Source organism: Streptomyces sp. KL116D (assembly GCF_030766975.1).
Classification (GTDB): Bacteria; Actinomycetota; Actinomycetes; order Streptomycetales; family Streptomycetaceae; genus Streptomyces; species Streptomyces longispororuber_A.
The window spans coordinates 1-20,776 of the sequence record NZ_JASERH010000121.1 but is presented as its reverse complement, the minus strand read 5'-3'; the positions used below and the strand labels follow the sequence as shown (position 1 = coordinate 20,776).

Genomic DNA, 20,776 nt, shown 5'->3' with positions numbered 1-20,776 from the left:
CAACCCCGGCCGCGGCTCGGCACGACTTGACCGAGGCGGGCAACGACTGTCAGTGCGGTGCGTCAGACTGGTCCCCGGTGTTCTCCCATCGGTGGGCCGAGCGACACCACGTCTGACGACGGAGACCGAGACCAATGCAGGGCGAGAGCAGCCAGCAACGCGCAGGAGGCGGCTTACGGTGAAGATCCGGGTGGAACGCGACGTACTCGCGGAGGCGGTGGCCTCAGGGCGGCACGCAGCCTTCCCGGCACGACCGCCTGCGCCGGTCCTCGCCGGCCTTCTCCTGAAGGCCGAGGGAGGGCGCACTCAGCCTAGTCGAGCTTCGACTACGAGGTCTCGGCACGCGTCTCCGTGGACGCGGAGGTCGACGAGGGAAGGCACGGTGCTCGTCTCCAGGCCGCCTGCTCGCCGACATCTGCCGCGCCCTCCCCAACCGTCCGGTGGAGATTTCCACAGACGGTGTACGAGCGACCGTGGTCCGCGGCTCCTCGCGATTCACACTCCACACCCTCCCTGTGGAGGAGTACCCGGGCGCTGCCGCAGATGCCGACCGCCACGCACCGTCCCCGGCGAGGTCTTCGCCTCCGCCGCGCAGCAGGTGGCCATCGCCGCCGGCCGTGACGACACGCTGCCCGTCCTCACCGGTGTGCGCATCGAGATCGAGGGCGACACGGGTGACGCTGGCGTCCACCGACCGCTACCGCTCGCCGTGCGCGAGTTCCTGTGGAAGCCGGAGGACCCGGAGGCGTCCGCGGTCGCCCTGGTGCCCGCCAAGACGCTCTGGACACCGCCAAGGCCCTCACGAGCGGCGACACGGTCACGCTGGCCCTGTCCGGCTCGGGTGCCGGTGAAGGCCTCATCGGTTGCAGGGCGCCGGTCGCCGCACGACGACCCGCCTGCTCGAGGGCGACCTGCCGAAGTACCGCACCGCTGTTCCCGACGGAGTTCAACTCCGTGGCCGTCATCGAGACCGCCCCCTTCGTGGGAGGCCGTCAAGCGCGTGGCCCTCGTCGCCGAGCGCAATACCCCCAGTGCGGCTCAGCTTCGAGCAGGGCGTGCTCATCCTGGAGGCCGGCTCCAGCGACGACGCACAGGCTGTGGAAAGGGTCGACGCCCAGCTCGACGGCGACGACATCTCCATCGCCTTCAACCCGACGTTCCTGCTGGACGGTCTGAGCGCGATCGACTCCCCGGTCGCGCAGCTGTCCTTCACGACGTCCACCAAGCCCCGCGCTGCTCTCCGGCAAGCCGGCCGTGGACGCGCCGAGGCGGACGAGGCGTACAAGTACCTGATCATGCCGGTGCGGCTGTCGGGCTGAGGTCCCTAGAGGCGGGCCGCTCGGGTGTTCGCCTGAGCGGCTATGCCCACAGGTGTGCGTGAGCGTCCGGGTTTAGGCTCGGACGCGGGTGGGAGAGCCGCGTCACCCCGCGGCTCGTACCGCCCCGCACCACCTCACGCCCCGTCGCAGCGTAAGGAACCACTGATGGAGCTCGGTCTCGTCGGCCTCGGCAAGATGGGCGGCAACATGCGCGAGCGCATCCGCCGCGCAGGCCACACCGTCATCGGCTACGACCGCAATCCGGACCTCGCGGATGTCCACAGCCTCGAAGAGCTTGTGGGCAGGCTCAAGGGTCCGCGCGTGGTGTGGTGATGGTCCCGCCGGTGCCGCGACCCAGTCCACGGTCGACGAGCTGGCCGAGCTGCTGCAGCCCGGCGACATCGTCGTCGACGGCGGCAACTCGCGCTGGACGGACGACGAGAAGCACGCGAAGGAGCTCGCCGAGAAGGGCATCGGCTTCGTCGACTGCGGCGTCTCCGGCGGCGTCTGGGGCCTGGAGAACGGCTACGCGCTGATGTACGGCGGCTCCGCCGAGGACGTCGCGAAGGTCCAGCCGGTCTTCGACGCGCTGAAGCCCGAGGGCGATTTCGGCTCGGTCCACGCGGGCAAGGTCGGCGCCGGCCACTTCGCGAAGATGGTTCACAACGGCATCGAGTACGCCATGATGCAGGCCTACGCCGAGGGCTGGGGAGCTCCTGGAGGCCGTGGACTCGGTGACCGACGTCCGCGAGGTCTTCCGCTCCTGGCAGGAGGGCACGGTCATCCGTTCCTGGCTGCTGGACCTGGCGGTCAACGCCCTCGACGAGGACGAGCACCTCGGACAAGCTGCGCGGTTATGCACAGGACTCCGGCGAAGGCCGCTGGACTGTGGAAGCCGCCATCGACAACGCCGTCCCGCTGCCGGCGATCACCGCGTCGCTCTTCGCGCGCTTCGCCTCGCGGCAGGAGGACTCGCCGCAGATGAAGATGATCGCGGCGCTGCGCAACCAGTTCGGCGGCCACGCCGTCGAGAAAGAAGTGACCCGCCGCAGAAGTAATCCACAGCTGTAGACAACCGCTGTTCAGAACGTTGGGGAGGTCGGCCCACGACCATGCACGTCACGCATCTGTCGCTGGCCGACTTCCGCTCGTACGCCCGGGCCGAGGTCCTCTCGACCCGGGCGTCACCGCGTTCGTGGGCCCCAACGGACAGGGACAAGACGAACCTGGTGGAGGCCGTCGGCTACCTCGCCACACTCGGCAGTCACCGGGTCTCCTCGGACGCGCCCCTGGTCCGCATGGGGGGCCGAGCGCGCCGTGATCAGGGCCCAGGTCCGGCAGGGCGAGCGGCAGCAGCTCATCGAGCTCGAACTGAACCCCGGCAAGGCGAACCGCGCGCGGATCAACAGGTCGTCGCAGGTCAGGCCGCGTGACGTGCTGGGCATCGTCAGGACCGTGCTGTTGCGCCCCGAGGACCTGGCCCCAGGAAGGGCGATCCGCCGAGCGCCGCCGCTTCCTGGACGAGCTGATCACCGCCCGCTCCCCGCGGATGGCCGGCGGGCGCCCGACTACGACCGGGTCCGCGCAGCGCAACACGCCCCGAAGCCGGCCGCCCTCGCGCGGCGGCATCGGCGGCCGCTCCATGGACCTGTCCATGGCTTACAGGGTTTGCGATTAGGCAGGTGGCGTGAGCTTGCCCGCGGCCAACGTGATCATGTGGATCGTCTGACAACAGCACTGACAGAATGAGCGAAGCCTGCCCTTGAGAAACACTTGCTGCTAATTAGAGATATCTCTTGAGAGATTTAAGATTCAGGTGGTGGAGTTTTGTCGAGCAGTCCCATCAAAGAGACTGGTTTCATCAGAAACAGAGTCGATAGAGGTGTTTATTGCTCAGACAAAGACCACGAGCTGCTCTTGTCTGCCGGTATCTAGAAAGGCAATGTGACATGAGTTTGAGTCCCAGCCAAACATGTAAGATGAACCCAAGGACCTGGCATGGCTGAGCAACAGCTGAGCTTGTTCCTGACGCTGATACTTGCTGGCTTTGGACATGCATGAAGATGCTGGTGGCTAAGGCGCTTAGAGAGAAATGTGGACTGATGATTGACATTGCAAACATTGGGTGAGCATGGTAGAGCATCCAGGACGTCGCCTCTGATGGACTTAGTGGCATCTGTGAGCATGACGATCCTGATGAATGCAGCAATAGAACTCAGATATCCTCTTGATGACTTCAGGCTGACTGCCAGGCTGCCTTCCTTCTTCAAGGTTGGTGACATGATGACACAGCATATGATGCTGGAGCACAGAGAGAGCAGGTGGAGGTCTGAGCAGGCAAGTGACCGCGGTCGGGTGCGCGCGCCGACGGCGGGATCCGATGGGCCTCGGCGCGGCCATCAACCGGCTGATCACCGAGCGCGGCTGGGAGACCCCGGCGGCCGTCGGCGGCGTGATGGGCCGCTGGCCGCGATCGTCGGTGACGACCTCGCTACACTGCGTGCGCAGAAGTACGACGAGGACGAGCGCGTCCTGGTCGTGCAGTGCGATTCGACGGCCCAGGGCGACGCAGGTGCGGATGCTGGCTCCGCAGCTGGTCAGACGCCTGAACGAGGACCCGGGCACGGCACCGCGCGGCATCGACATCAAGAATCCCGGCAGTGGCGCCCGTCGCTACGGCCCCTTGCGAGCGCAAAGCACAGGTCACGACGACACCTACGAGCAAAAGCGCGCACACGGTGCAGGAGTTGACACCTCAAGCGCTGAGTGCCGCTATGAGCCTTGCTGAGCGCCTCCATAGGGGGAGTCGGGCGAGACCGGTTGAGGGCGGCACATAGACTCAGGTACTGGGCAAACCCCCATCACTGTCAGTGCTACCGGGTACACTGGAGAGCAATCCCGCCCCACTTGTGGGACGCACCGAGCAACGCTGACTAGGCCTACCGAAAAAACACGCCGCAGCCGCTCCGGCCACCAACCGAGAGCTTGGCTTGTGCTGTGCCAGAAAGGGCGCTTCGTGGCCGATTCCGGCAACCCCAACGAGAACATCCCGACCATCGACGCTGACGCGCACGCGAACGTAGGGGCGACAGACGCCCGTACGACGCGAGCGCGATCACCGTCCTCGAAGGGCTGGACGCGGTCCGCGAAAGCGACCTGGCATGTACATCGGCTCGACCGGTGAGCGTGGTCTGCACCACATGGTGCAGGAGGTCGTGGACAACCTGTCGACGAGGCGCTGGCCGGTCACGCGGACACGATCGACGTCACGATCCTTCCCGACGGCGGCGTCCGCGTCATCGACAACGGCCGCGGCATCCCCGTCGGCATCATCCCTCCGAGGGGAAGCCGGCCGTCGAGGTCGTCCTGACCGTGCTGCACGCGGCGGCAAGTTCGGCGGCGGCGGTTGCCGTGTCCGGCCGGTCTGCACGGCGTCGGTGTCTCCGTCGTGAACGCCCTGTCCACGAAGGTCTCCGTCGAGATCAAGACCGACGGCCACCGCTGGACGCAGGACTACAAGGCGGGCGTGCCGACCGCACCGCTCGCCAACACGGGCCACCGAGGAGACCGGTACCTCGGTCACCTTCGGGCCGACAGCGACATCTTCGAGACCGCCAGTACTCCTTCGAGACGCTGTCGCGGCGCTTCCAGGAGATGGCCTTCCCTCAAGCAAGGGCCTGACGATCAAGCTGACGGACGAGCGCGAGTCGGCCAAGGCCACCGCCGGTGCCGACAGCGCCGAGGGCGCCGACGACCACAAGCGCGACGGTGACGTACCACTACGAAGGCGGCATCGTCGACTTCGTGAAGTACCTCAACTCCCGCAAGGAGCGAGGTCGTCCACCCCTCCGTGATCGACATCGAGGCCGAGGGACAGGAGAGCTCCTTTCCGTCGAGGTCGCGATGCAGTGGAACACGAGTTACAGCGAGGGCGTCTACTCCTTCGCGAACACGATCCACGCACGAGGGCGGCACCCACGAGGAGGGCTCTGTGCCGCGCTGACCGGTCTCATCAACCGGTACGCGCGCGACAAGAAGCGTGCTGCGCGAGAAGGACGACAACCTCACGGGTGACGACATCCGCGAGGGTCTGACCGCGATCATCTCGGTGAAACTCGGCGAGCCTGCAGCCTCGAGGGCCAGACCAAGTCAAGCTTTCGAGCAACACCGAGGCGAAGACCTGCGTCCAGAAAGCGTCGTGCACGAGCTACTGCGGACTGGCTCGACCGGAACCCGGTCGAGGCGTCGGAACATCATCCGCAAGTCCATCCAGGCGGGCCACCGCAAGCGCGTGGCGGGCCCGCAAGGCGCGACCTGACCGTCGGCAAAGGGTCTGCCGAGTCCGCGTCCCTGCCGGGCAAGCTCTCCGACCGCTGCCGAGTCGAACGACGCAAGTGCGAGATCTTCATCGTCGAGGGTGACTCCGCCGGCGGCTCGGGCCAGAATCCGGGCCGGAGCCCGCGGTACCAGGCGATCACTCCCGATCCGAGGCCAAGATCCTCACCGCCGAGAAGGCGCGGATCGACAAGATCCTGCAGAACCAGGGAGACCCAGGCACTGATCTCGCGCTCAGCACCGGAGTCCACGAGGACTTCGACATCGAGAAGCTCCGCTACCACAAGATCATCTCTGATGGCGGACGCCGACGTCGACGGCCAGCACATCAACGACCCGCACTGCTGACCTTTCCTGTTCCGACTTTCATGCGGCCGCTGGTCGAGGCCGGGCGCGTTCTTGCCGCGTCCGCCGCTCTACAAGATCAAGTGCCGTGAGGACTTCGAGTACGCGTACTCGGACCGCGAGCGCGACGCCCTGATCGAGCTGGCGCTAGCAGGCCGGCAAGCGCATCAAGGACGACTCGGTCCAGCGCTCGAGGGTCTCGGTGAGATGAACGACGCCGAGTGAGCTGCGCATCACTGACCACGGACCAGGAGCACCGCGTCCTCGGCCAGGTCACCTCTCGACGACGCCGCAGGCCGACGACCTGTTCTCGGTCCTCATGGGTGAGGGACGTCGAGGCGCGCCGATCGTTCATCCAGCGCAACGCCAAGGACGTCCGCTTCCTCGACATCTGAGTCGGTCTCAGCTGACCGCCGCAGAAAGGATCTTCACCAGCAATGGCCGACGAGAACACCCCCATTACTCCTGGCATCCCTGAAGAAGGGGCGGCGACATCGCCATGCGCATCGAGCCCGTCGGGCTCGAGACGGAGATGCAGCGCTCCTACCTCGACTACGCGATGTCCGTCATCGTGTCCCGCGCCCTGCCGGACGTGCGCGACGGACTCAAGCCCGTCCACCGCCGCGTCCTGTACGCGATGTACGACGGCGGCTACCGGCCCGAAGGGCTTCTGCCAGGTGCGCCCGCGCCGTCGGCGACGTCATGGGCAACTACCACCCGCACGGCGACTCCTCGATCTACGACGCCCTGGTCCGCCTGGCGCAGCCGTGGTCGATGCGGATGCCGCTGGTGGACTCCAACGGAAACTTCGGCTCTCGGGCACGACCCCGCCGCCGCCATGCGCTACACCGAGTGCAAGATGGCGCCGCTGTCCATGGAGATGGTCCGACATCGACGAGGAGACCGTCGACTTCACGGACAACTACGACGGCCGCTCCCAGGAGCCGACCGTCCTGCCGGCCCGCTTCCCGAACCTGCTGATCAACGGCTCGGCCGGCATCGCGGTCGGCATGGCCACCAACATCCCGCCGCGACAACCTGCGCGAGGCCGCGGCGGGCGCCCAGTGGTACCTGGAGAACCCGAGGCCTCGCACGAGGGAGTCTTGGACGCGCTCATCGAGCGCATCAAAGGGCCCTGACTTCCCGACCGGCGCCCTCGTGGTGGGGCCGCAAAGGGCATCGAAGAGGCGTACCGCACCGGTCGTGGCTCCATCACGATGCGCGCGGTCGTCGAGGTCGAGGGAGATCCAGAACCGCCAGTGCCTGGTGGTCACCGAACTCCCGTACCAGGTCAACCCGGACAACCTCGCGCAGAAGATCGCCGACTCTGGTCGAGCGACGGCAAGGTCGGCGGCATCGCCGACGTCCGTGACGAGACGTCGTCGCGCACCGGCCAGCGCCTCGTCATCGTGCTGAAGCGCGACGCCGTCGCCAAGGTCGTCCTGAACCTCTTCAAGCACACCGACCTGCAGACGAACTTCGAGCCAACATGCTGGCGCTCGTCGACGGCGTGCCGCGCACCCTCTCGCTGGACGCGTTCATCCGCCACTGGGTGGGCCACCAGGTCGAGGTCATCGTCCGCCGTACGCGGTTCCGGCTGCGCAAGGCCGAGGAGCGCGCCCACATCCTGCGCGGCCTCCTGAAGGCCCTGGACGCCATCGACGAGGTCATCGCACTCATCCGGCGCAGTGACACCGTGGAGGTCGCGCGAGAGGGCCTCATGGGCCTCCTGCAGATCGACGAGATCCAGGCCAACGCGATCCTCGAGATGCAGCTGCGCCGACTGGCCGCCCTGGGCGCCAGAAGATCGTCGCCGAGCACGACGAACTGCAGCTGAAGATCGACGAGTACAACGCGATCCTGGCCTCCCTGGAGCGCCAGCGCCAGATCATCAGCGAGGAACTCGCGGCGATCGTCGACAAGTTCGGCGAGGACCGCCGCTCCAAGCTGGTGCCCTTCGACGGTGACATGTCCATCGAGGACCTGATCGCCGAAGAGGACATCGTCGTCACCATCACGCGCGGTGGCTACGTCAAGCGCACCAAGACGGTCGACTACCGCTCGCAGAAGCGCGGCGGCAAGGGCGTCCGCGGTACGAAGCTCAAGGAAGACGACATCGTCGACCACTTCTTCGTGTCCACGACGCACCACTGGCTGCTGTTCTTCACGAACAGGGCCGCGTCTACCGCGCGAAGGCGTACGAGCTCCCGGACGCCGGCCGTGACGCCCGTGGGCAGCACGTCGCCAACCTGCTGGCCTTCCAGCCGGACGAGGCGATCGCCGAGATCCCTCGCGATCCCGCGACTACGACGCGGCGCCCTACCTGGTCCTCGCCACCAAGGCGGGCCTCGTGAAGAAGACGTCCCTGAAGGACTACGACTCGCCGCGTTCCGGTGGCGTCATCGCCATCAACCTCCGCGAAGCGGCGGACGGTTCCGACGACGAGCTGATCGGCGCCGAGCTGGTCTCCTCCGAGGACGATCTGCTCCTCATCAGCAAGAAGGCGCAGTCCATCCGGTTCACCGCGACGGACGACGCACTGCGCCCGATGGGCCGTGCCACCTCGGGCGTCAAGGGGATGAGTTTCCGCGAGGGCGACGAGCTGCTCTCGATGAATGTCGTCCGGCCGGGTACCTTTCGTGTTCACCGCCACCGACGGTGGGTACGCAAAGCGGACCAACGTCGACGAGTACCGCGTCCAGGGTCGCGGTGGCCTCGGCATCAAGGCCGCCAAGATCGTGGAGGACCGTGGATCGCTCGTCGGCGCCCTGGTGGTCGAGGAGACCGACGAGATCCTCGCCATCACGCTGTCCGGCGGTGTGATTCGTACGCGAGTCAACGAGGTCAGGGAGACGGGCCGTGACACCATGGGCGTCCAACTGATCAACCTGGGCAAGCGCGATGCCGTCGTCGGCATCGCTCGTAACGCCGAGGCCGGTCGTGAGGCCGAGGAAGTCGACGGAGACGCCGCGGAGGACGCGGACGGCGCCGTGACCGACGAATCGGCCCAGGACGAGAATGCCGTCGGAACGGACGAGGGCGGGCAGTCCTCGGCCGAGTAGCGCGAGAGAGTGAGTCATCGTGAGCGGAGCCACGGGCGCGAGGCCCCTACCGGGGCATCCCCCGGTACGGAAACCGAGGGCGGCCGTGGCTCCGCTCATGACTCGCAGGACTCGCACGAGTCTCATGGATCCCAGGGGGAACTGTGACGGACACCCGAGGTCCGCAGACCCAGCAGTACGCAGCCGGTGGTGGCGGACCCTGCCGGGTGAGAGGCAGGAGCCGCAGCAGGCGGCCCAGCCGTATCACCCGCCGCAGGCGTACCAGAACGCCCCCGGCAGGAGCGGCAGCTCCGGCAGGAGCGGTCCGCAGGCCGCGCACCGGGGCACGCACCACCCCGCGCACCCGCAAGGCGCGCGGCTGCGCGTGGCCAAGGCCGATCCGTGGTCGGTGATGAAGGTCAGCTTCCTGCCTCCATCGCGCTCGGCATCTGCACGATCATCGCGGCCGCCGTGCTGTGGATGGTCATGGACGCCATGGGCGTCTTCTCCACGGTCGGCGGCACGATCTCCGAGGCCACGGGCTCGAACGAGTCCAACGGCTTCGACCTCCAGTCGTTCCTGTCGCTGCCGCGCGTCCTGATGTTCACGACCGTCATCGCGGTCATCGACGTCGTCCTGGCGACGGCGCTCGCGACGCTCGGCGCCTTCATCTACAACCTCTCCGCCGGCTTCGTCGGCGGCATCGAGCTCACGCTCGCCGAGGGACGAGTAGGCGCTTCTCCGCTGCCTACGGGCCGTTGAGAGCAGCTGGAGAGCCGCTGGTGGGCGGGCCAGGACTATCGATTTTTGGGACTGGCCCCCTGGTGCGCTAATCTTCAGAGGTCAGCGCGCGGGACACACACCGCAGAGCGCGGCAGGGGCTATAGCTCAGTTGGTTAGAGCGCATCCCCTGATAAGGATGAGGCCACAGGTTCAAATCCTGTTAGCCCCACATGCGAAAAGACCCCCAGTCGGAATCGGCTGGGGGTCTTTGACATCTACGGCTGACATCAGCCGCTCTGTGCCTGATCTCTGTCCTTCTGCTGATCCAGCTTCGTGGCTTCGTGCGCGGCAAGCTCTTCAGGGGTGCCCACGAAGGCAGGACCGCAGATCCGGCGGCAGGCGGTCGACCACGAGGGCGATGGCTTCCTGCACTGTGGCTACCTGTCCTACTCCACTCGGATCGCAGCGGCCCGAGGGGCCCAATAGGTGCCTTCGGTGCCGGGCGCGATGTAGGGGATGTCCCAAGTCCACCCCTTCTCGGTGCAACGGCTGAAATGAAGCTCCCCCCATGCCCGTCCAGGGGAAGAGCTGCCGCAGACGCGGCTCGGCGTAGGCGGCTTCCAGTAGCTCGGTGTGAACGCGCCTCGTCGTCACGTACCTTCTGCCAGCCCGCTTCGACGATGGGGTTCGATGAGTTCTGGGTCATGGCGCCATCATGCGCCTGCCTCAGAGCCCCAGGACGAGCTAGCCGATCAACGGATCTTCCAGAAGCTCGGCGAGCATCGCGACGGCTTGCCGCTCGTCGGAGCCGACCACATGCGTGTAGACGTCCGTCTTGATGGATCGAGGGCCTGTTCCTGGCCAGTGCGGATCGCGGGGGCAGGGCACACCGTTCCACTCGCCGCCTACGAGCGGGAGGCTGCCCACATGAATCCTGTCTTCACGAGCCTGGTTGCGGTGGTCGGCACCCTTGCTGGTTCCACTCTCACGTTCCTGTTCCAGCGACATATCGCTCGTCAGGGCGAGGTGTTCGCGCGCAGCCAGCAGTTATGGCATGAGAAGACTGCTGCCTACACCGCACTGGCCGCCAGCCTCACGGACTTTCGGCGGAGCCAGAACGACCGCTGGCACTTGGAACGGAGGATCCCGCCCATGCCGATGTCGTCAGGGCACGCGAAGAGTCCTACCAGCGGCGGGCCGACGCTACCGCGGCCTTGTGCCGGGTGCGTCTTGTCTGTGGTTGATTCAGCCCTGAGCCAGCTGGCTCAAGATGCCCTCGACGCCGCAACTGATGTCCATCTGGCGGGGAGTGAGCAAGATCGCGCAGAGCGTGGCCAGACCGCCCGTCTGGCTCTCGACAGTTTCCTGGCTCAGGCAGCGTCACAGATCCTCTAGGGCCGCCGTGCTGCGGGAGCTGCCTACGGGAGGCGTCCTCTTTCGTTGTGCTGCCGTCCGTCCCGGACTCGGACACGCCGAAAGGGGCCCCTCTCAGCCGAAGTGAGCGGCTGGGGCCTCGTGTCCTGCGTGTTGGTGCGTCTACGGGTTCGTGCTGGGCGTTCTCGCGGCTGATCTCAGGGGCGGCCCATCTGAATGCCGCCGTCCGTCTGTCTCGTGCCGCATGCGTACGTAGGACGTACTGCGGCTCTTTGGGCTGTGTGTGCGGTCCTGCGGTGCCCTGCTGTTGTTCTGCGGTCCCGCGTTCCTGCGTTCCTGCGGTCTTTCGAGCCTTCAGTGTTTCTCGTTCACTGCGCGTACTTCATTTGCTGCGCCTACTGCGCCTACTGCGCCTACTGCGGTGCTTCGGCGACTTGGGCGACTTCGGTGTTGCCGTTCCTACAAGCGTGGAGCGTTCAGCCCTGCTCGTCGCGTGGACGGTGCGGGCTACGGCTGGGCCGCGAGTGCCTCGGTCGCCAGGCCCGCGTCGCTGTCGTCCTGCTTTCGGTGTCGGCCGGCGGGCGGTGGCGGCAGCTCGGGGAGGAACCGTGCGCCTCGGCGCGGATGCGCCTGCTTCATCGTGGGTGGCACCTCTTGAGAGGCCCAGTAGAGCGGAGCGGAGGCAGTGGCGCGCTGACCGCGGTGGCTTTGCGGGCGGCCTCCTCCGTCTGTTGCGCGCGCGGCCCGCGGCGGCCGGGAGATGAGTCCGAGCGCCGAGAAGAGCGCGATGAAGGCAGAGATGACGACGGTCCAGCGTCACGACCCGGTTCTTGGTCATGGCCCCTCACTTTCAGGTTGGGCGATTTGCGTACTTTCCTCATGATGTGTATGCGGAGCCTGAAGTGGGACCGGCGCCCGTGCGCGTCGATCTTCAGATGAACACCACTCGGATGGGCGCAAGAAGCCCTGAATGTCGATGAATGCGGTGAATTTCACAGTCTGGGAGTGACTGGAAGGCGATGTTCGGGTTGCAGGGTCCGGTTCGACTGCTGTACGCCTGGCGGGAGTTGGGGTCCAGCCAGGTCACCGATCGATATCGGTCGGTGTGTATAGTCGGGCGCCAGAGGTCCCCTACGTCAACGAAAGACGAGGTCGCGCGGTGAAGAAGCTTCTCCTGGTCGCACTGGCCGCCATCGGCGGGCCTCGTGTACCGCCGAGATCCAGGCGGATCGCGCCGAGCAAGGATCCCGTGGACGGAGGCGACTGACTCCGTGCCCACGGGTTCGTGAGTATCGACAACAGTCATCACAGACCCCGGTCGCAGCAGCGGCCGGGGTTTTATGTTGCCGGGATGTCCCGGGATGCGTAGATCCTCGGTCTTGTGTACGGCGTCGGGCGGGCGCGTTCACGTATGCGACGCCCTCCCTTGCGCGCGCAAATGAGTGGCGGGATTCCGGCGCACGGCGGCAGGACGCGGGCCGGGGCGGCAGGATGCGGTCCATGGGGGAGGCTCATGGGCGGCTGGTGGAGGTGCGGGGCACGCCGAGGTCTGGCGGCAGTCGTCGCCGGGGCGGGGCTGTGCGCGGCGTCTGCGCTGCGCGACCGCGGCAGGGGACACCGATCGCCGCCTCGCCGACGGTCGCGGCGTGACCGGGGCGCGGAGCGTACGGATGCGCCGCGGCTCAAGACGGGCGAGACCTACCGGAGTTCGCTGGGGACCCGGATGGCGCGGCACCGCCTACTTCAGCGTCGAGCTGGACGGCGCCGCCAACGCGTACGCCTCCGTCGTCGCCGTCTCCCGCTGATCCGATGTGAGGGCGACGTACTCGGACGGCATCTCCGTGACGCTGGAAGGATCGCAACGGGCAACCGCTGCGACGCGGAACACGCCACATTCCGTTCCCGGGCGTACCCGCGGCCGATCGCGGCCGTCGCCGAGCGGCTCGTGCGGTCCGGCGGGCTGCGGTGCCAGACGGCGGGGACCTACTACGTGGTCGTGGAACGGAAGGCGGACGCCGAGTCCACGCGGGGGCCCTGGGGGCTCGGCTGAAGGTCGCCACCGAACCGGGCCTCGTGTCGCCGGCGCCCACGCAGGGACCGGAGGTCTGGCCGTCCGCGTCGGTGCAGCCGCCGGCCGGGTCGGGGGCGCAGCGCAGCGGGGGCACCGGCTTTCAACGATGCCCGGGCGTTGACGTCCGGCGTGTGGAAAGGACCGGATCGGGCCCGGGCAGAGCCACTTCTACCGGGTTCCGGTGCGGTGGGGGCAGCAGCTCTTTCCTCGACGCGGAGTTGGGCAGTGAGGCGGGCGACACGGCGCGCAGGGGGACCGTGGCAGGGGCCCCTCGACATGGAGCTGTACAACCCGGCGCGGGCCTCGGTGGCGGCCAAGGAGGCCTCCTACGCGGGGGATCCGACGTCGGCGGCCTTCGATCCGCGCAGCGCCCGTGGCGTACGAGAACCGCCATCTGATGCGGGACGACGAGGCGGCGATGCGGTTCGCCGGCTGGTACTACGTCAAGGTCACCCTCAATCCGGCGATGGCGGAGAAGTTCGGACAAGGCGTCCGGTGCACGCTGCGGGTGACGGTGGACGGTGATGCGGAACGGGCGCCGGACTACGTGCGACGCGGGGGGAGTTCAGGTGACCGAGGGGGACCTGAAGCCGCCGAGAGCGGGAGGGCGGGGGCGGTCTGGAGCGAGGACTCGAAGGGGAGCGGGTCGGGGCGGGCGGGGCCGATGAGGGTTCCCCGTCCGGCTCGGGCTCTGGTTCCGGTCGAGGGGTCCGGTGGGTCCGGTGGGGCTTCCTCGGGTGCGGCGGGCGATGCGGCCGGGGCCGGCTCCGGTTCTGCTTCCTCTTCTACGTCGCCGGGGAGCAGGGCGATGACGGTGCTGGGGGTCGCGATCGGCACGGGCACCGCACTGCTGCTGTGGCTCGGGGTGTGGCGGATGGTCGCGGTGCGGCGGATGCAGGTGAGTAGGTGGCCGTCGGCTCGCCGGGACGGTGCCTCAGGTCCGGTGCCCCTGGGGGCCTCGGGTCGATGCTTCCCTGGGCCCCAGGCCCGATGCCTCCTGGTGCCTCAGGGCCTGGGTCAGCGCCCAGATGCCCACGGCGAAGCAGAGCAGGGAGCCAGGAGAAGGACCGGGATCGTCCCTGCCCTTTAGGGGCGGTCCCGGTCGGCGTTTCAGGGAACCTCTCGGCTTCGAGCGGTGTACAGAGAGTGACGGCTTCGTTCGTGCAGGGGACCAGGGCGGTCGTCGCGTGGGCCGGCTGAGGGGAGAGGGCATGAGGGGCGTGGGTGACGTGAGTGACGTGGCTGGCGTGGCTGGCGTGGGGACATGGGTGGCTTCGGGCGGGAGGGCGACGTGCGTGGGGCGACGGCGAAGGGGTGCGGTTCGGGCGTCGGGTCGGAGGCGTCTGGGGTGGGGCCGGGCTGGTGGTTCCGGCGTCGGCGGCTGGTGCCCGGACGTCGGCTCAGGCATCGGGGCGAGGGAAGGACCGCCGGCATAGGGGGGTACCGGTGGTGGCGGTGGCGGGAGCTGGTCGTCGGGCGTCAGCGGCAGGGGAGGTGGAAGCTTCCCGTCTCCGACATGGAGAGCGGGAGCGGGCGGGCCCGCTCTCTGGATCGACCCCCTGCACCGGTTCTTGTCGGGCTCGGTTCCTGAGCCGGTTCTCGGACCGGTTCCTCCACCGGCTCCCTGGGCCGGCTCCCGGACCGGTTCTCGGAGCTGGCTCTCGGGCCGGATTCGGGAGCTGTTCCCTGAACCTGGTCCTGAGCGGTTCCCGGGGCGGCAGCGGCGTGGACTCGGGCTGCGGCGTGGGCTCGGGGTGTGGCAGGGAAGGGCTCGGCCGGTGGGGCGGGGACCATGCGCGGGGCCGTGGGAGGCGTGGCATAGGGCGTGGGGTGCTCGCCCGCGGGGTCAGACGCGTCGCCGTGGTGTGTACGGGGCGGGCGCGGCGGCCGCAGGTGGCGGGGCCGTTCGCCGAACCCAGGGGGCAGGCCGAAGTTGGTCGAAGACCCTCGACCAGCTCGTCGTCGGGGCCGGGCTCGCAGCAGCTCCGTGGCCGCGAGGAGGGCCTCGCGCGCGCCGGTGGCGGTGCGGGAAGCGGGCATCCGGATCGGGCTGCAGCAGCCCGGCGAGGACACCACAGCGGGCCCGGGACGCCTTGCGGTGCGCCGGGAGTGCCGTGGTCCGCGAAGTGTTCGATCAGCGCCTTGGAGTCGGGCTTGGCGCCTTCGAGGAGGTAGAGCGCGACGAGGTCCCGCGGCGAAGAGGGTCGGCGGGGAAGTCGGGCTCCGCGCCCAGCGCCTGCTCGGGCGCGAAGTAACCGGGCGTCCCCACGACGTAGTTGGTCTCCGTGAGACGCGGCTCGCCCTGCGATGCGATGCCGAAGTCCGAGAGGCAGGGTGCGGCGAGCCGGTGCCGGTGGCCTCGAGCAGGATGTTGGCGGGCTTGATGTCGCGGTGCACGACGCCCTCGGCGTGCACCGCGGTGAGGCCCCGACAGGAGCTGGTCGAGCAGGACGCAGACGAACTGCGGCGGCAGCGGGCCGTAGTCGCCGATGAGATGGGCCACGAGCCGCCCGCGACCAGCTCCATGGTGAACAGGACCTTGTCGTCGTCCGCGGCCCGGCTGGCCGGGGCCAGCACGTGCGGATGATCGATGCGCAGTGCCTGCTCGCGCACGAAGCGCAGCAGCGTGTGGGCGTCTCTGCGCTGGAGGACCTTGGCCGCCACATAGCGGTGGCGCCGGTGATCCAGGCGCGCAGACCGCGCCGCTCACACGGCCGATCCGGATCGGCCAGCTCGTACCGAGCCGGCGAAGACCTCACCATGGTCGTGCGTCGCTGCCCCTCCCAGGCCCGCGATGCGGAAGGCCCCCTCGGACGTCGCGCGGGGTCGGTCACCCCGCGGCCGCCGGCGAGGCGGCCGCGGAGCGGCACCCGGTGCCGCGTCCCCTCGGGGTCAGCCTCTGGTGTGCCTGGTAGTGGGCGGCGCGTCGGACGTGCGCCCGGCGCCGTACACCGGAGGAACTCTGCCAGTTCCGGGTGGGTGGCGAGGGAGTCCGCGGCGTCGATGATGTCGCCGGCCGCCGAGACGGAGCGCAGCAGCGACTGGATCTCACGGACGACGCGCTTCACGGTGGGCGCGCCCGAACTGGTCGACGTCTGGCCGGTGTTGGTGAGCATCGAGCCGCCCTGCGACTTCTCTGATCTCGTCCATGCGCTCGGTGGCCTCGGCCGCGCTGACACTGCCGTCGGCCACCTGACCTGCCAGGTCTGCAGCAGCTGCACGCGCTGCACCACGCCGGGTTGCCGATCTTGGCGCGCTGGCCGCTCATCAGCTGGGACAGCATGGGCGCGGAAAGGCGAGGACGCCCGCCAGGCGGGCCTGGTTGAGCCGAGATCCTCGATCAGCCGACGGAAGAGGCGCCCCCAGCGGCTCCCCGTACCAGTTCCGCTGGAGCTCGGGCTCTTGCGGTAGCTTCCTGCTGTGCGGCGTCCATTGCATCTCCCCATCGCTTCCCCAAGTACGGTGCTTCGCTGCCGCGCTGCGTGGGACATCTTACGGAAGTGAGGTCGCGCCGGGACCCAATCCTTTTGCGGGATACCGTGACCCGGTACTCTGGTCTGCGGTGCTCGCCCGGGGCGTAGATCTTCCCGATGCGATGCGCTGTTTTCGAGACCTTAGCTCCAGTTGGTAGAGCGCTGTCTTTTGCATGGCAGATGTCAGTTCGGCTCCCCTAGGCTCCACGGCCCGAAAGCACCCGGCCAGGTTCCGTCTGGTCGGAGGCTTCGTCGATCCTGGCGGGCGCGCGGTGCAGGCTTCGGCTTCCGGTCCGGGCTCGGCGCCTGCCCTCCAGGGCCGGTGTCCGCCTCTGAAAGCCTCGGCCTGCTGGCCTGCCTCGGGGTCGGGATGTCCTGGCCACTGCCGTCGACGGAGTCGGCAGCGTGGAGTCGGGCACCTCGGTGGCGGCCGGCGGTTCGGCGAGCCGGTCTGGGTTGCAGCCTGCTTGTCCCACCACTTCCAGGCGACAGGGCGCCGCCCGCCAGAGGCACTCCGGACGGCCAGGCCCGCGAGGCGACCGGCACGTGCCCGGCGCTCGTGCTTGCGGGCGAGCTTTGCGGATCTCCTTCGGGAGACCTGTCCGCGCAGGGCGGCGATGGCGGCCACACGCGGGCCGCCGCCTCCTCGCGCAGGACCGGTCGCGGCCACGGCCTGCTCGATCCGCGGCTTCGAGTACTCGGCGGCCTGGCGGGCAGCGTTCATGGTGCGGACCGCGGCTTCGTGCTGGCGTGATCGACCTTCGGCGGTACGTGGGTGCGTGCCTGCTCCAGACGTGGGCGAGGTGGGCGCCGTACTGGACACGCGCCTGCTGCGCTGCCTGCAAGACCTTCGGGCCGAGCACGACGCGGGCGTCGTGCGCGTACTGGGTGGCCCGGTCCTTGGCCTGCCGTTTCGGCGTAGGGCGCCACCACTTCCGCGGCGTGCAGCACGCTGTCCCTTCGCCGAGCCGGTCGCGGCACTTCGCACGCTGTCGATGCAGGTCACGGGATCCTCCTCCTCGGTGGCGTACACGGGTATTTCACCTTTCCACCCTTTTGCGGATCATGCCTGCCAGAAGCGCCAATGCGGTGGTAGGCTAGTAGGACTCAGTAAGGATCAGTAGGGGGCCTGGCGACGACAATGCCACGGATCGTGGCAGGGCGCGCCTGCTCGGTACCGAGTAGACCGGTTTTCGGTGGCTGAAACCCCAGGCGCCCCCGGTCGGTCGCTGGTGGAGACCCGCGCAACCTGACAAGTCCGCCGGGGGCCGCCCCGGCCGAGCCGTCGGCGAGGATCGGAAGGCACCAGAGTCAACGGAAGACCCAGACGTGGCCGAGCGGCTGGCCTTGCGCCACCCCTCCAAGACCAATCAGGGCGACATCGGGTGCGGCTCCTGCCGAACCACACGCTCGAAGACGGTCAAGAACTTCGTGGAGCTCGCCCAGGGTGAGCGTGAGTGGACAACCCGGAGACCGGCGAGAAGTCCACGGCCCCGCTCTACGACGGCACGGTCTTCCACCGAGATCAGCGGCTTCATGATCCCAGGGCGGCGACCCGCTGGGCAACGGCACAGGGTGGCCCAGGTTACCAGTTCGAGACGAGTTCCACCGACCTGGCCTTCCGCAAGCCCGTACCTGCTGGCCATGGCCAACGCCGGGCCGGGGACGAACCTTCGCAGTTCTTCATCACCGTCTCGCGAAACCGCCTGGCTGACCCGCAAACGCACACCATCTTCGGTGAGGTCGTCGACGAGGCCAGCCAGAAGATCGTGAACGCCATCGCCACCACGCAGACCAATCCCTTGCACGGACCGTCCGGTCAACGACGTGGTCATCGAGTCGGTGACCGTCGAGGACCCAGTAAGCCCGGAGGAACCAATTCGCCCCTGCTCGTCCGTAAGGATGGGCGGGGCGCTGTGATGAGGACCCGGCGCCGACGTATCCGTACGAACCGCTCTGTACGAGGGACGACCGTCATGGACCAGGCGCCCGGCAGCCCGCGGAACCGCAAGGACGCCCAGGGCCTGCCCGGCTGCTACCGGCACCCGGACCGGCTGACGGGGATCCCGCTGCACCGTTGCGACGGCCCATCTGTCGAGTGCATGGTCAGCGCCTCGGTCGGGTTCCAGTGTCCCAGGTGCGTCCGGGGCGGATCGGGGACCAGACGCCCACCGCGAACCAGCCGCGGACGATGGCCAGGGGGCACGGTCGCCGCCGACCCCCGCCTGGTCACCAAGGTGCTGGTCGGGCTGTGTCTCGCCGCGTTCCTGGTGCAGCTCACGGTCGGGGACCGGTTCACCGACAAGTTCGACATGCTGGGCGCGCCTGGGTGCCAGGCTCAGGCTCGAAAGGGGTCGCGGAAGGGCAGTGGTACCGGCTGCTGACCGCGATGTTCTACACGGCGGCTACATCCACCTCGCCTTCAACATGCTCAGCCTGTGGTGGATCGGCGGTCCGCTGGAGGAGAGCCTCGGCCGGGCCCGCTACCTCGCGCTGTACTTCGTGTCCGGACTCGCGGGCAGTCTCCAGCTATCTCCTCGCCGCAGACAGCCCTCATCGGGTGCCTCCGGGCGCTCTTCGGACTCTTCGGCGCGACCGCCGTGCTTTGATACGCCGGCTCAACTACGACATGCGTCCGGTCATCGCGCTGCTCGTGATCAACCTGATCTTCACGTTCAGCTGGGCGAACATCGCCTGGCAGGCCCACATCGGCGGCCTGGTCGGCCAGGCTCGTCGTCAGGTACGCCATGGTGCACGCCCCGCGCGAAGCGGCGGGCCTCATCCAGTACGGGACCTGCGCCGTGGTGCTGCTCTCGCCGTGCTCGTCACCGTCGTCGTACGGACCGCGCAGCTCACCTGAGCGGTATTTCACCGATGATGACCGACGTTGTCCACAGCGTGTGCCGGATCTTGTGCATGCCGTGGAGAACAACTGTGCTTGTCGCTGACCTGGGTTTTCCCAGGAAGGGCAAGGGGGCGGAGCAGGCGTGAAGTCGAGCGAGGGGAAGCGGTCGCACCGGCGTCAACACCCAGTGGGTTATCCACAGATCGTCTGACCTTTTCCCCACTGTGGAGAGTCCTGTGGATAACTCAGTGGATAACAGAGGCAGGAGCTGCTTCCCCGGGTGCTTCCGCGGTTGCTTCCCGAAGGGCTTCGCGGTCACTTCCCACTGCGTGGAGACGCCGAAGCCCGCGGCGATGAGAGCCGAATCCACGACGATGTTCCAGTTGCCGAGCGAATCGATCGGCATGGATCCGTCCGTCACGTAGAAGACGACAATCCAGGCAAGTCCCGATCAGGAACATCGCCAGCATCACCGGGGCCACCCAGCCGCGGTTGGTCAGCTTGATGTTCGCGGCCTGCTTCGAGGCGGGCGGCGGCGTGTAATCGGCCTTCTTGCGGATCACGTGACTTCGGCACGAGGGTCTCTCCTGTCGATGCGCTGCGTGGCCGCGCAGGAACGTGGGGCTGGCTCCGGAGCAGCGTACAAGTGGAAGTTCAGGAATCTGAGCGCTCCCCCGGGCGTCCGTTAGCGTAGTGCTTCCGCGGCGCCGAAGGAGATAAGTGTGCGTTGAGCAGACTCCGCCGACCCTCAGACCGGGCCTGACGAGGTTCGGCCCGGGGCGGACGATGGCGGCCCGGTGCGGGTGCTCACCGCTGGGCGTTTCTCGCCCTCGCGGGCCTGCATCTTCGTCACCAGCTTTCAACACGCGCCAGGGCACCAACATCCCGCACGGACGACGTCCCTGCTGACGCCTCTCTCCGACCTGGTCCTCAGGGCAGCAGCCACGAACAGCCGAGCTGGAGGAGTCCACCGCGGCGGTGCGCGCTGCCGAGGTCGGTTGGCGCCCCGCCCGCCGCGGACGCGCCGGGACTGTGCCGGGACGGAGGTACGCCGCACGGCTCGACGGCCCTGGAGAAGGCCGTCCGGGCACGAATTTGCTCGACGCGAGGGCGTCTCCGTCACGCTCGACGACGCCCCGCCGGACGCACGGCCAAGCCCCCGGCTACGCGAGCCCGCGGCGCCGACGACCTCGTCATCCACCAGCAGGACCTCCAGGCCGTGGCGAACGCCCCTGTGGCACGGCGGCGCC

Annotated in this window: 13 protein-coding genes, 1 tRNA gene and 14 pseudogenes; 20 read left to right on the top strand and 8 right to left on the bottom strand. The window is 68.2% G+C overall.

The features are described 5' to 3' along the window. Nucleotides 1–598 precede the first annotated feature (598 nt). The 13 genes and pseudogenes from RBJ77_RS45300 to RBJ77_RS45240 all read left to right on the top strand — a co-directional run. A pseudogene (locus RBJ77_RS45300) lies at nucleotides 599–724 on the top strand (DNA polymerase III subunit beta); the annotation flags it as partial. A 307-nt stretch (nucleotides 725–1,031) separates the two neighbouring features. Continuing rightward, nucleotides 1,032–1,319, top strand: a complete 288-nt coding sequence (locus tag RBJ77_RS45295) for a hypothetical protein (protein WP_372350306.1) — start codon at nucleotides 1,032–1,034, stop codon at nucleotides 1,317–1,319. Between the two features lie 165 nt (nucleotides 1,320–1,484). Further along, nucleotides 1,485–2,390 (top strand): annotated as a pseudogene (gene gnd, locus RBJ77_RS45290) (phosphogluconate dehydrogenase (NAD(+)-dependent, decarboxylating)). A 41-nt stretch (nucleotides 2,391–2,431) separates the two neighbouring features. After that, nucleotides 2,432–2,973 (top strand): annotated as a pseudogene (gene recF / locus RBJ77_RS45285) (DNA replication and repair protein RecF); the annotation flags it as partial. 694 nt (nucleotides 2,974–3,667) lie between these two features. Then, nucleotides 3,668–4,038: pseudogene (locus RBJ77_RS45280) on the top strand (DUF721 domain-containing protein); the annotation flags it as partial. Nucleotides 4,039–5,087: 1,049 nt separating this feature from the next. Beyond that, nucleotides 5,088–5,393: a hypothetical protein gene (locus RBJ77_RS45275; RefSeq protein WP_372350305.1), complete on the top strand. Its 306-nt coding sequence runs from the start codon at nucleotides 5,088–5,090 to the stop codon at nucleotides 5,391–5,393. After that, nucleotides 5,359–5,637, top strand: a complete 279-nt coding sequence (locus tag RBJ77_RS45270) for a hypothetical protein (RefSeq protein WP_372350312.1) — start codon at nucleotides 5,359–5,361, stop codon at nucleotides 5,635–5,637. The genes RBJ77_RS45275 and RBJ77_RS45270 overlap by 35 nt, the downstream gene beginning before the upstream one ends. Before the next feature lie 416 nt (nucleotides 5,638–6,053). Continuing rightward, nucleotides 6,054–6,224, top strand: a complete 171-nt coding sequence (locus tag RBJ77_RS45265) for a hypothetical protein (RefSeq protein WP_372350304.1) — start codon at nucleotides 6,054–6,056, stop codon at nucleotides 6,222–6,224. After that, nucleotides 6,221–6,394, top strand: coding sequence for a hypothetical protein (locus RBJ77_RS45260; RefSeq protein WP_372350303.1), 174 nt, complete (start codon nucleotides 6,221–6,223; stop codon nucleotides 6,392–6,394). Before RBJ77_RS45265 ends, RBJ77_RS45260 begins: the two co-directional genes overlap by 4 nt. 104 nt (nucleotides 6,395–6,498) lie before the next feature. Then, nucleotides 6,499–6,615, top strand: a pseudogene (locus tag RBJ77_RS45255) (hypothetical protein); the annotation flags it as partial. 86 nt (nucleotides 6,616–6,701) lie between these two features. Next, entirely contained in the window at nucleotides 6,702–6,980 is a 279-nt protein-coding gene (locus RBJ77_RS45250) for a DNA gyrase subunit A (protein ID WP_372350302.1), read from the top strand. Then, nucleotides 6,890–7,836 (top strand): annotated as a pseudogene (locus RBJ77_RS45245) (DNA gyrase subunit A). The gene RBJ77_RS45250 and the pseudogene RBJ77_RS45245 overlap by 91 nt, the downstream one beginning before the upstream one ends. Before the next feature lie 131 nt (nucleotides 7,837–7,967). Continuing rightward, a pseudogene (locus RBJ77_RS45240) lies at nucleotides 7,968–8,075 on the top strand (DNA gyrase C-terminal beta-propeller domain-containing protein); the annotation flags it as partial. On the opposite strand, the gene RBJ77_RS45235 reads toward RBJ77_RS45240, so the two are convergent. Then, entirely contained in the window at nucleotides 8,054–8,239 is a 186-nt protein-coding gene (locus RBJ77_RS45235; protein WP_372350301.1) for a hypothetical protein, read from the bottom strand. The pseudogene RBJ77_RS45240 and the gene RBJ77_RS45235 overlap by 22 nt on opposite strands. 110 nt (nucleotides 8,240–8,349) lie before the next feature. Between RBJ77_RS45235 and RBJ77_RS45230 the strand changes: the two are divergent. From RBJ77_RS45230 to RBJ77_RS45215, 4 genes and pseudogenes are all read left to right on the top strand, one after another. Then, a pseudogene (locus RBJ77_RS45230) lies at nucleotides 8,350–8,562 on the top strand (DNA gyrase C-terminal beta-propeller domain-containing protein); the annotation flags it as partial. Nucleotides 8,563–8,638: 76 nt separating this feature from the next. Beyond that, nucleotides 8,639–9,061: a DNA gyrase C-terminal beta-propeller domain-containing protein gene (locus RBJ77_RS45225; protein ID WP_372350300.1), complete on the top strand. Its 423-nt coding sequence runs from the start codon at nucleotides 8,639–8,641 to the stop codon at nucleotides 9,059–9,061. A gap of 19 nt (nucleotides 9,062–9,080) precedes the next feature. Continuing rightward, nucleotides 9,081–9,802: pseudogene (locus RBJ77_RS45220) on the top strand (DUF3566 domain-containing protein). 115 nt (nucleotides 9,803–9,917) lie between these two features. Further along, nucleotides 9,918–9,992: transfer RNA gene (locus RBJ77_RS45215), tRNA-Ile, on the top strand. Nucleotides 9,993–10,120: 128 nt separating this feature from the next. Here RBJ77_RS45215 and RBJ77_RS45210 read toward each other — a convergent pair. The 3 genes from RBJ77_RS45210 to RBJ77_RS45200 all read right to left on the bottom strand — a co-directional run bounded on the left by RBJ77_RS45210 (nucleotide 10,121) and on the right by RBJ77_RS45200 (nucleotide 11,763). Further along, entirely contained in the window at nucleotides 10,121–10,417 is a 297-nt protein-coding gene (locus tag RBJ77_RS45210) for a DUF6193 family natural product biosynthesis protein (protein WP_372350299.1), read from the bottom strand. A gap of 90 nt (nucleotides 10,418–10,507) precedes the next feature. After that, nucleotides 10,508–10,771, bottom strand: coding sequence for a hypothetical protein (locus RBJ77_RS45205; protein WP_372350298.1), 264 nt, complete (start codon nucleotides 10,769–10,771; stop codon nucleotides 10,508–10,510). A gap of 842 nt (nucleotides 10,772–11,613) precedes the next feature. Further along, on the bottom strand, nucleotides 11,614–11,763 hold the full coding sequence (locus RBJ77_RS45200; protein ID WP_372350310.1) for a DUF6344 domain-containing protein: 150 nt from the start codon (nucleotides 11,761–11,763) through the stop codon (nucleotides 11,614–11,616). A 1,020-nt stretch (nucleotides 11,764–12,783) separates the two neighbouring features. Here RBJ77_RS45200 and RBJ77_RS45195 point away from each other — a divergent pair. Next, complete coding sequence (locus tag RBJ77_RS45195) at nucleotides 12,784–12,942, top strand: hypothetical protein (protein WP_372350297.1); 159 nt, start codon at nucleotides 12,784–12,786, stop codon at nucleotides 12,940–12,942. Between the two features lie 1,745 nt (nucleotides 12,943–14,687). Here RBJ77_RS45195 and RBJ77_RS45190 read toward each other — a convergent pair. From RBJ77_RS45190 to RBJ77_RS45180, 3 genes and pseudogenes are all read right to left on the bottom strand, one after another. Continuing rightward, nucleotides 14,688–15,872 carry a hypothetical protein gene (locus tag RBJ77_RS45190; protein WP_372350296.1) on the bottom strand — a complete coding sequence of 395 codons (1,185 nt, stop codon included), beginning with the start codon at nucleotides 15,870–15,872 and terminating at the stop codon, nucleotides 14,688–14,690. Between the two features lie 235 nt (nucleotides 15,873–16,107). Then, nucleotides 16,108–16,641, bottom strand: a pseudogene (locus RBJ77_RS45185) (DNA-binding protein); the annotation flags it as partial. Between the two features lie 367 nt (nucleotides 16,642–17,008). After that, nucleotides 17,009–17,687, bottom strand: a pseudogene (locus tag RBJ77_RS45180) (DUF5324 family protein); the annotation flags it as partial. A 451-nt stretch (nucleotides 17,688–18,138) separates the two neighbouring features. Here RBJ77_RS45180 and RBJ77_RS45175 point away from each other — a divergent pair. After that, a pseudogene (locus RBJ77_RS45175) lies at nucleotides 18,139–18,423 on the top strand (peptidylprolyl isomerase); the annotation flags it as partial. Nucleotides 18,424–18,657: 234 nt separating this feature from the next. Continuing rightward, nucleotides 18,658–19,541, top strand: a pseudogene (locus RBJ77_RS45170) (rhomboid family intramembrane serine protease). 304 nt (nucleotides 19,542–19,845) lie between these two features. On the opposite strand, the pseudogene crgA reads toward RBJ77_RS45170, so the two are convergent. Continuing rightward, a pseudogene (gene crgA / locus RBJ77_RS45165) lies at nucleotides 19,846–20,102 on the bottom strand (cell division protein CrgA); the annotation flags it as partial. Nucleotides 20,103–20,776: the final 674 nt, after the last annotated feature.

Excerpts from the sequence above, each read along its gene's own strand:
- RBJ77_RS45250 (WP_372350302.1), top strand. The coding sequence starts at position 6,702 with ATGGGCAACTACCACCCGCACGGCGACTCCTCGATCTACGACGCCCTG.
- RBJ77_RS45205 (WP_372350298.1), bottom strand. The coding sequence starts at position 10,771 with ATGTCGCTGGAACAGGAACGTGAGAGTGGAACCAGCAAGGGTGCCGAC.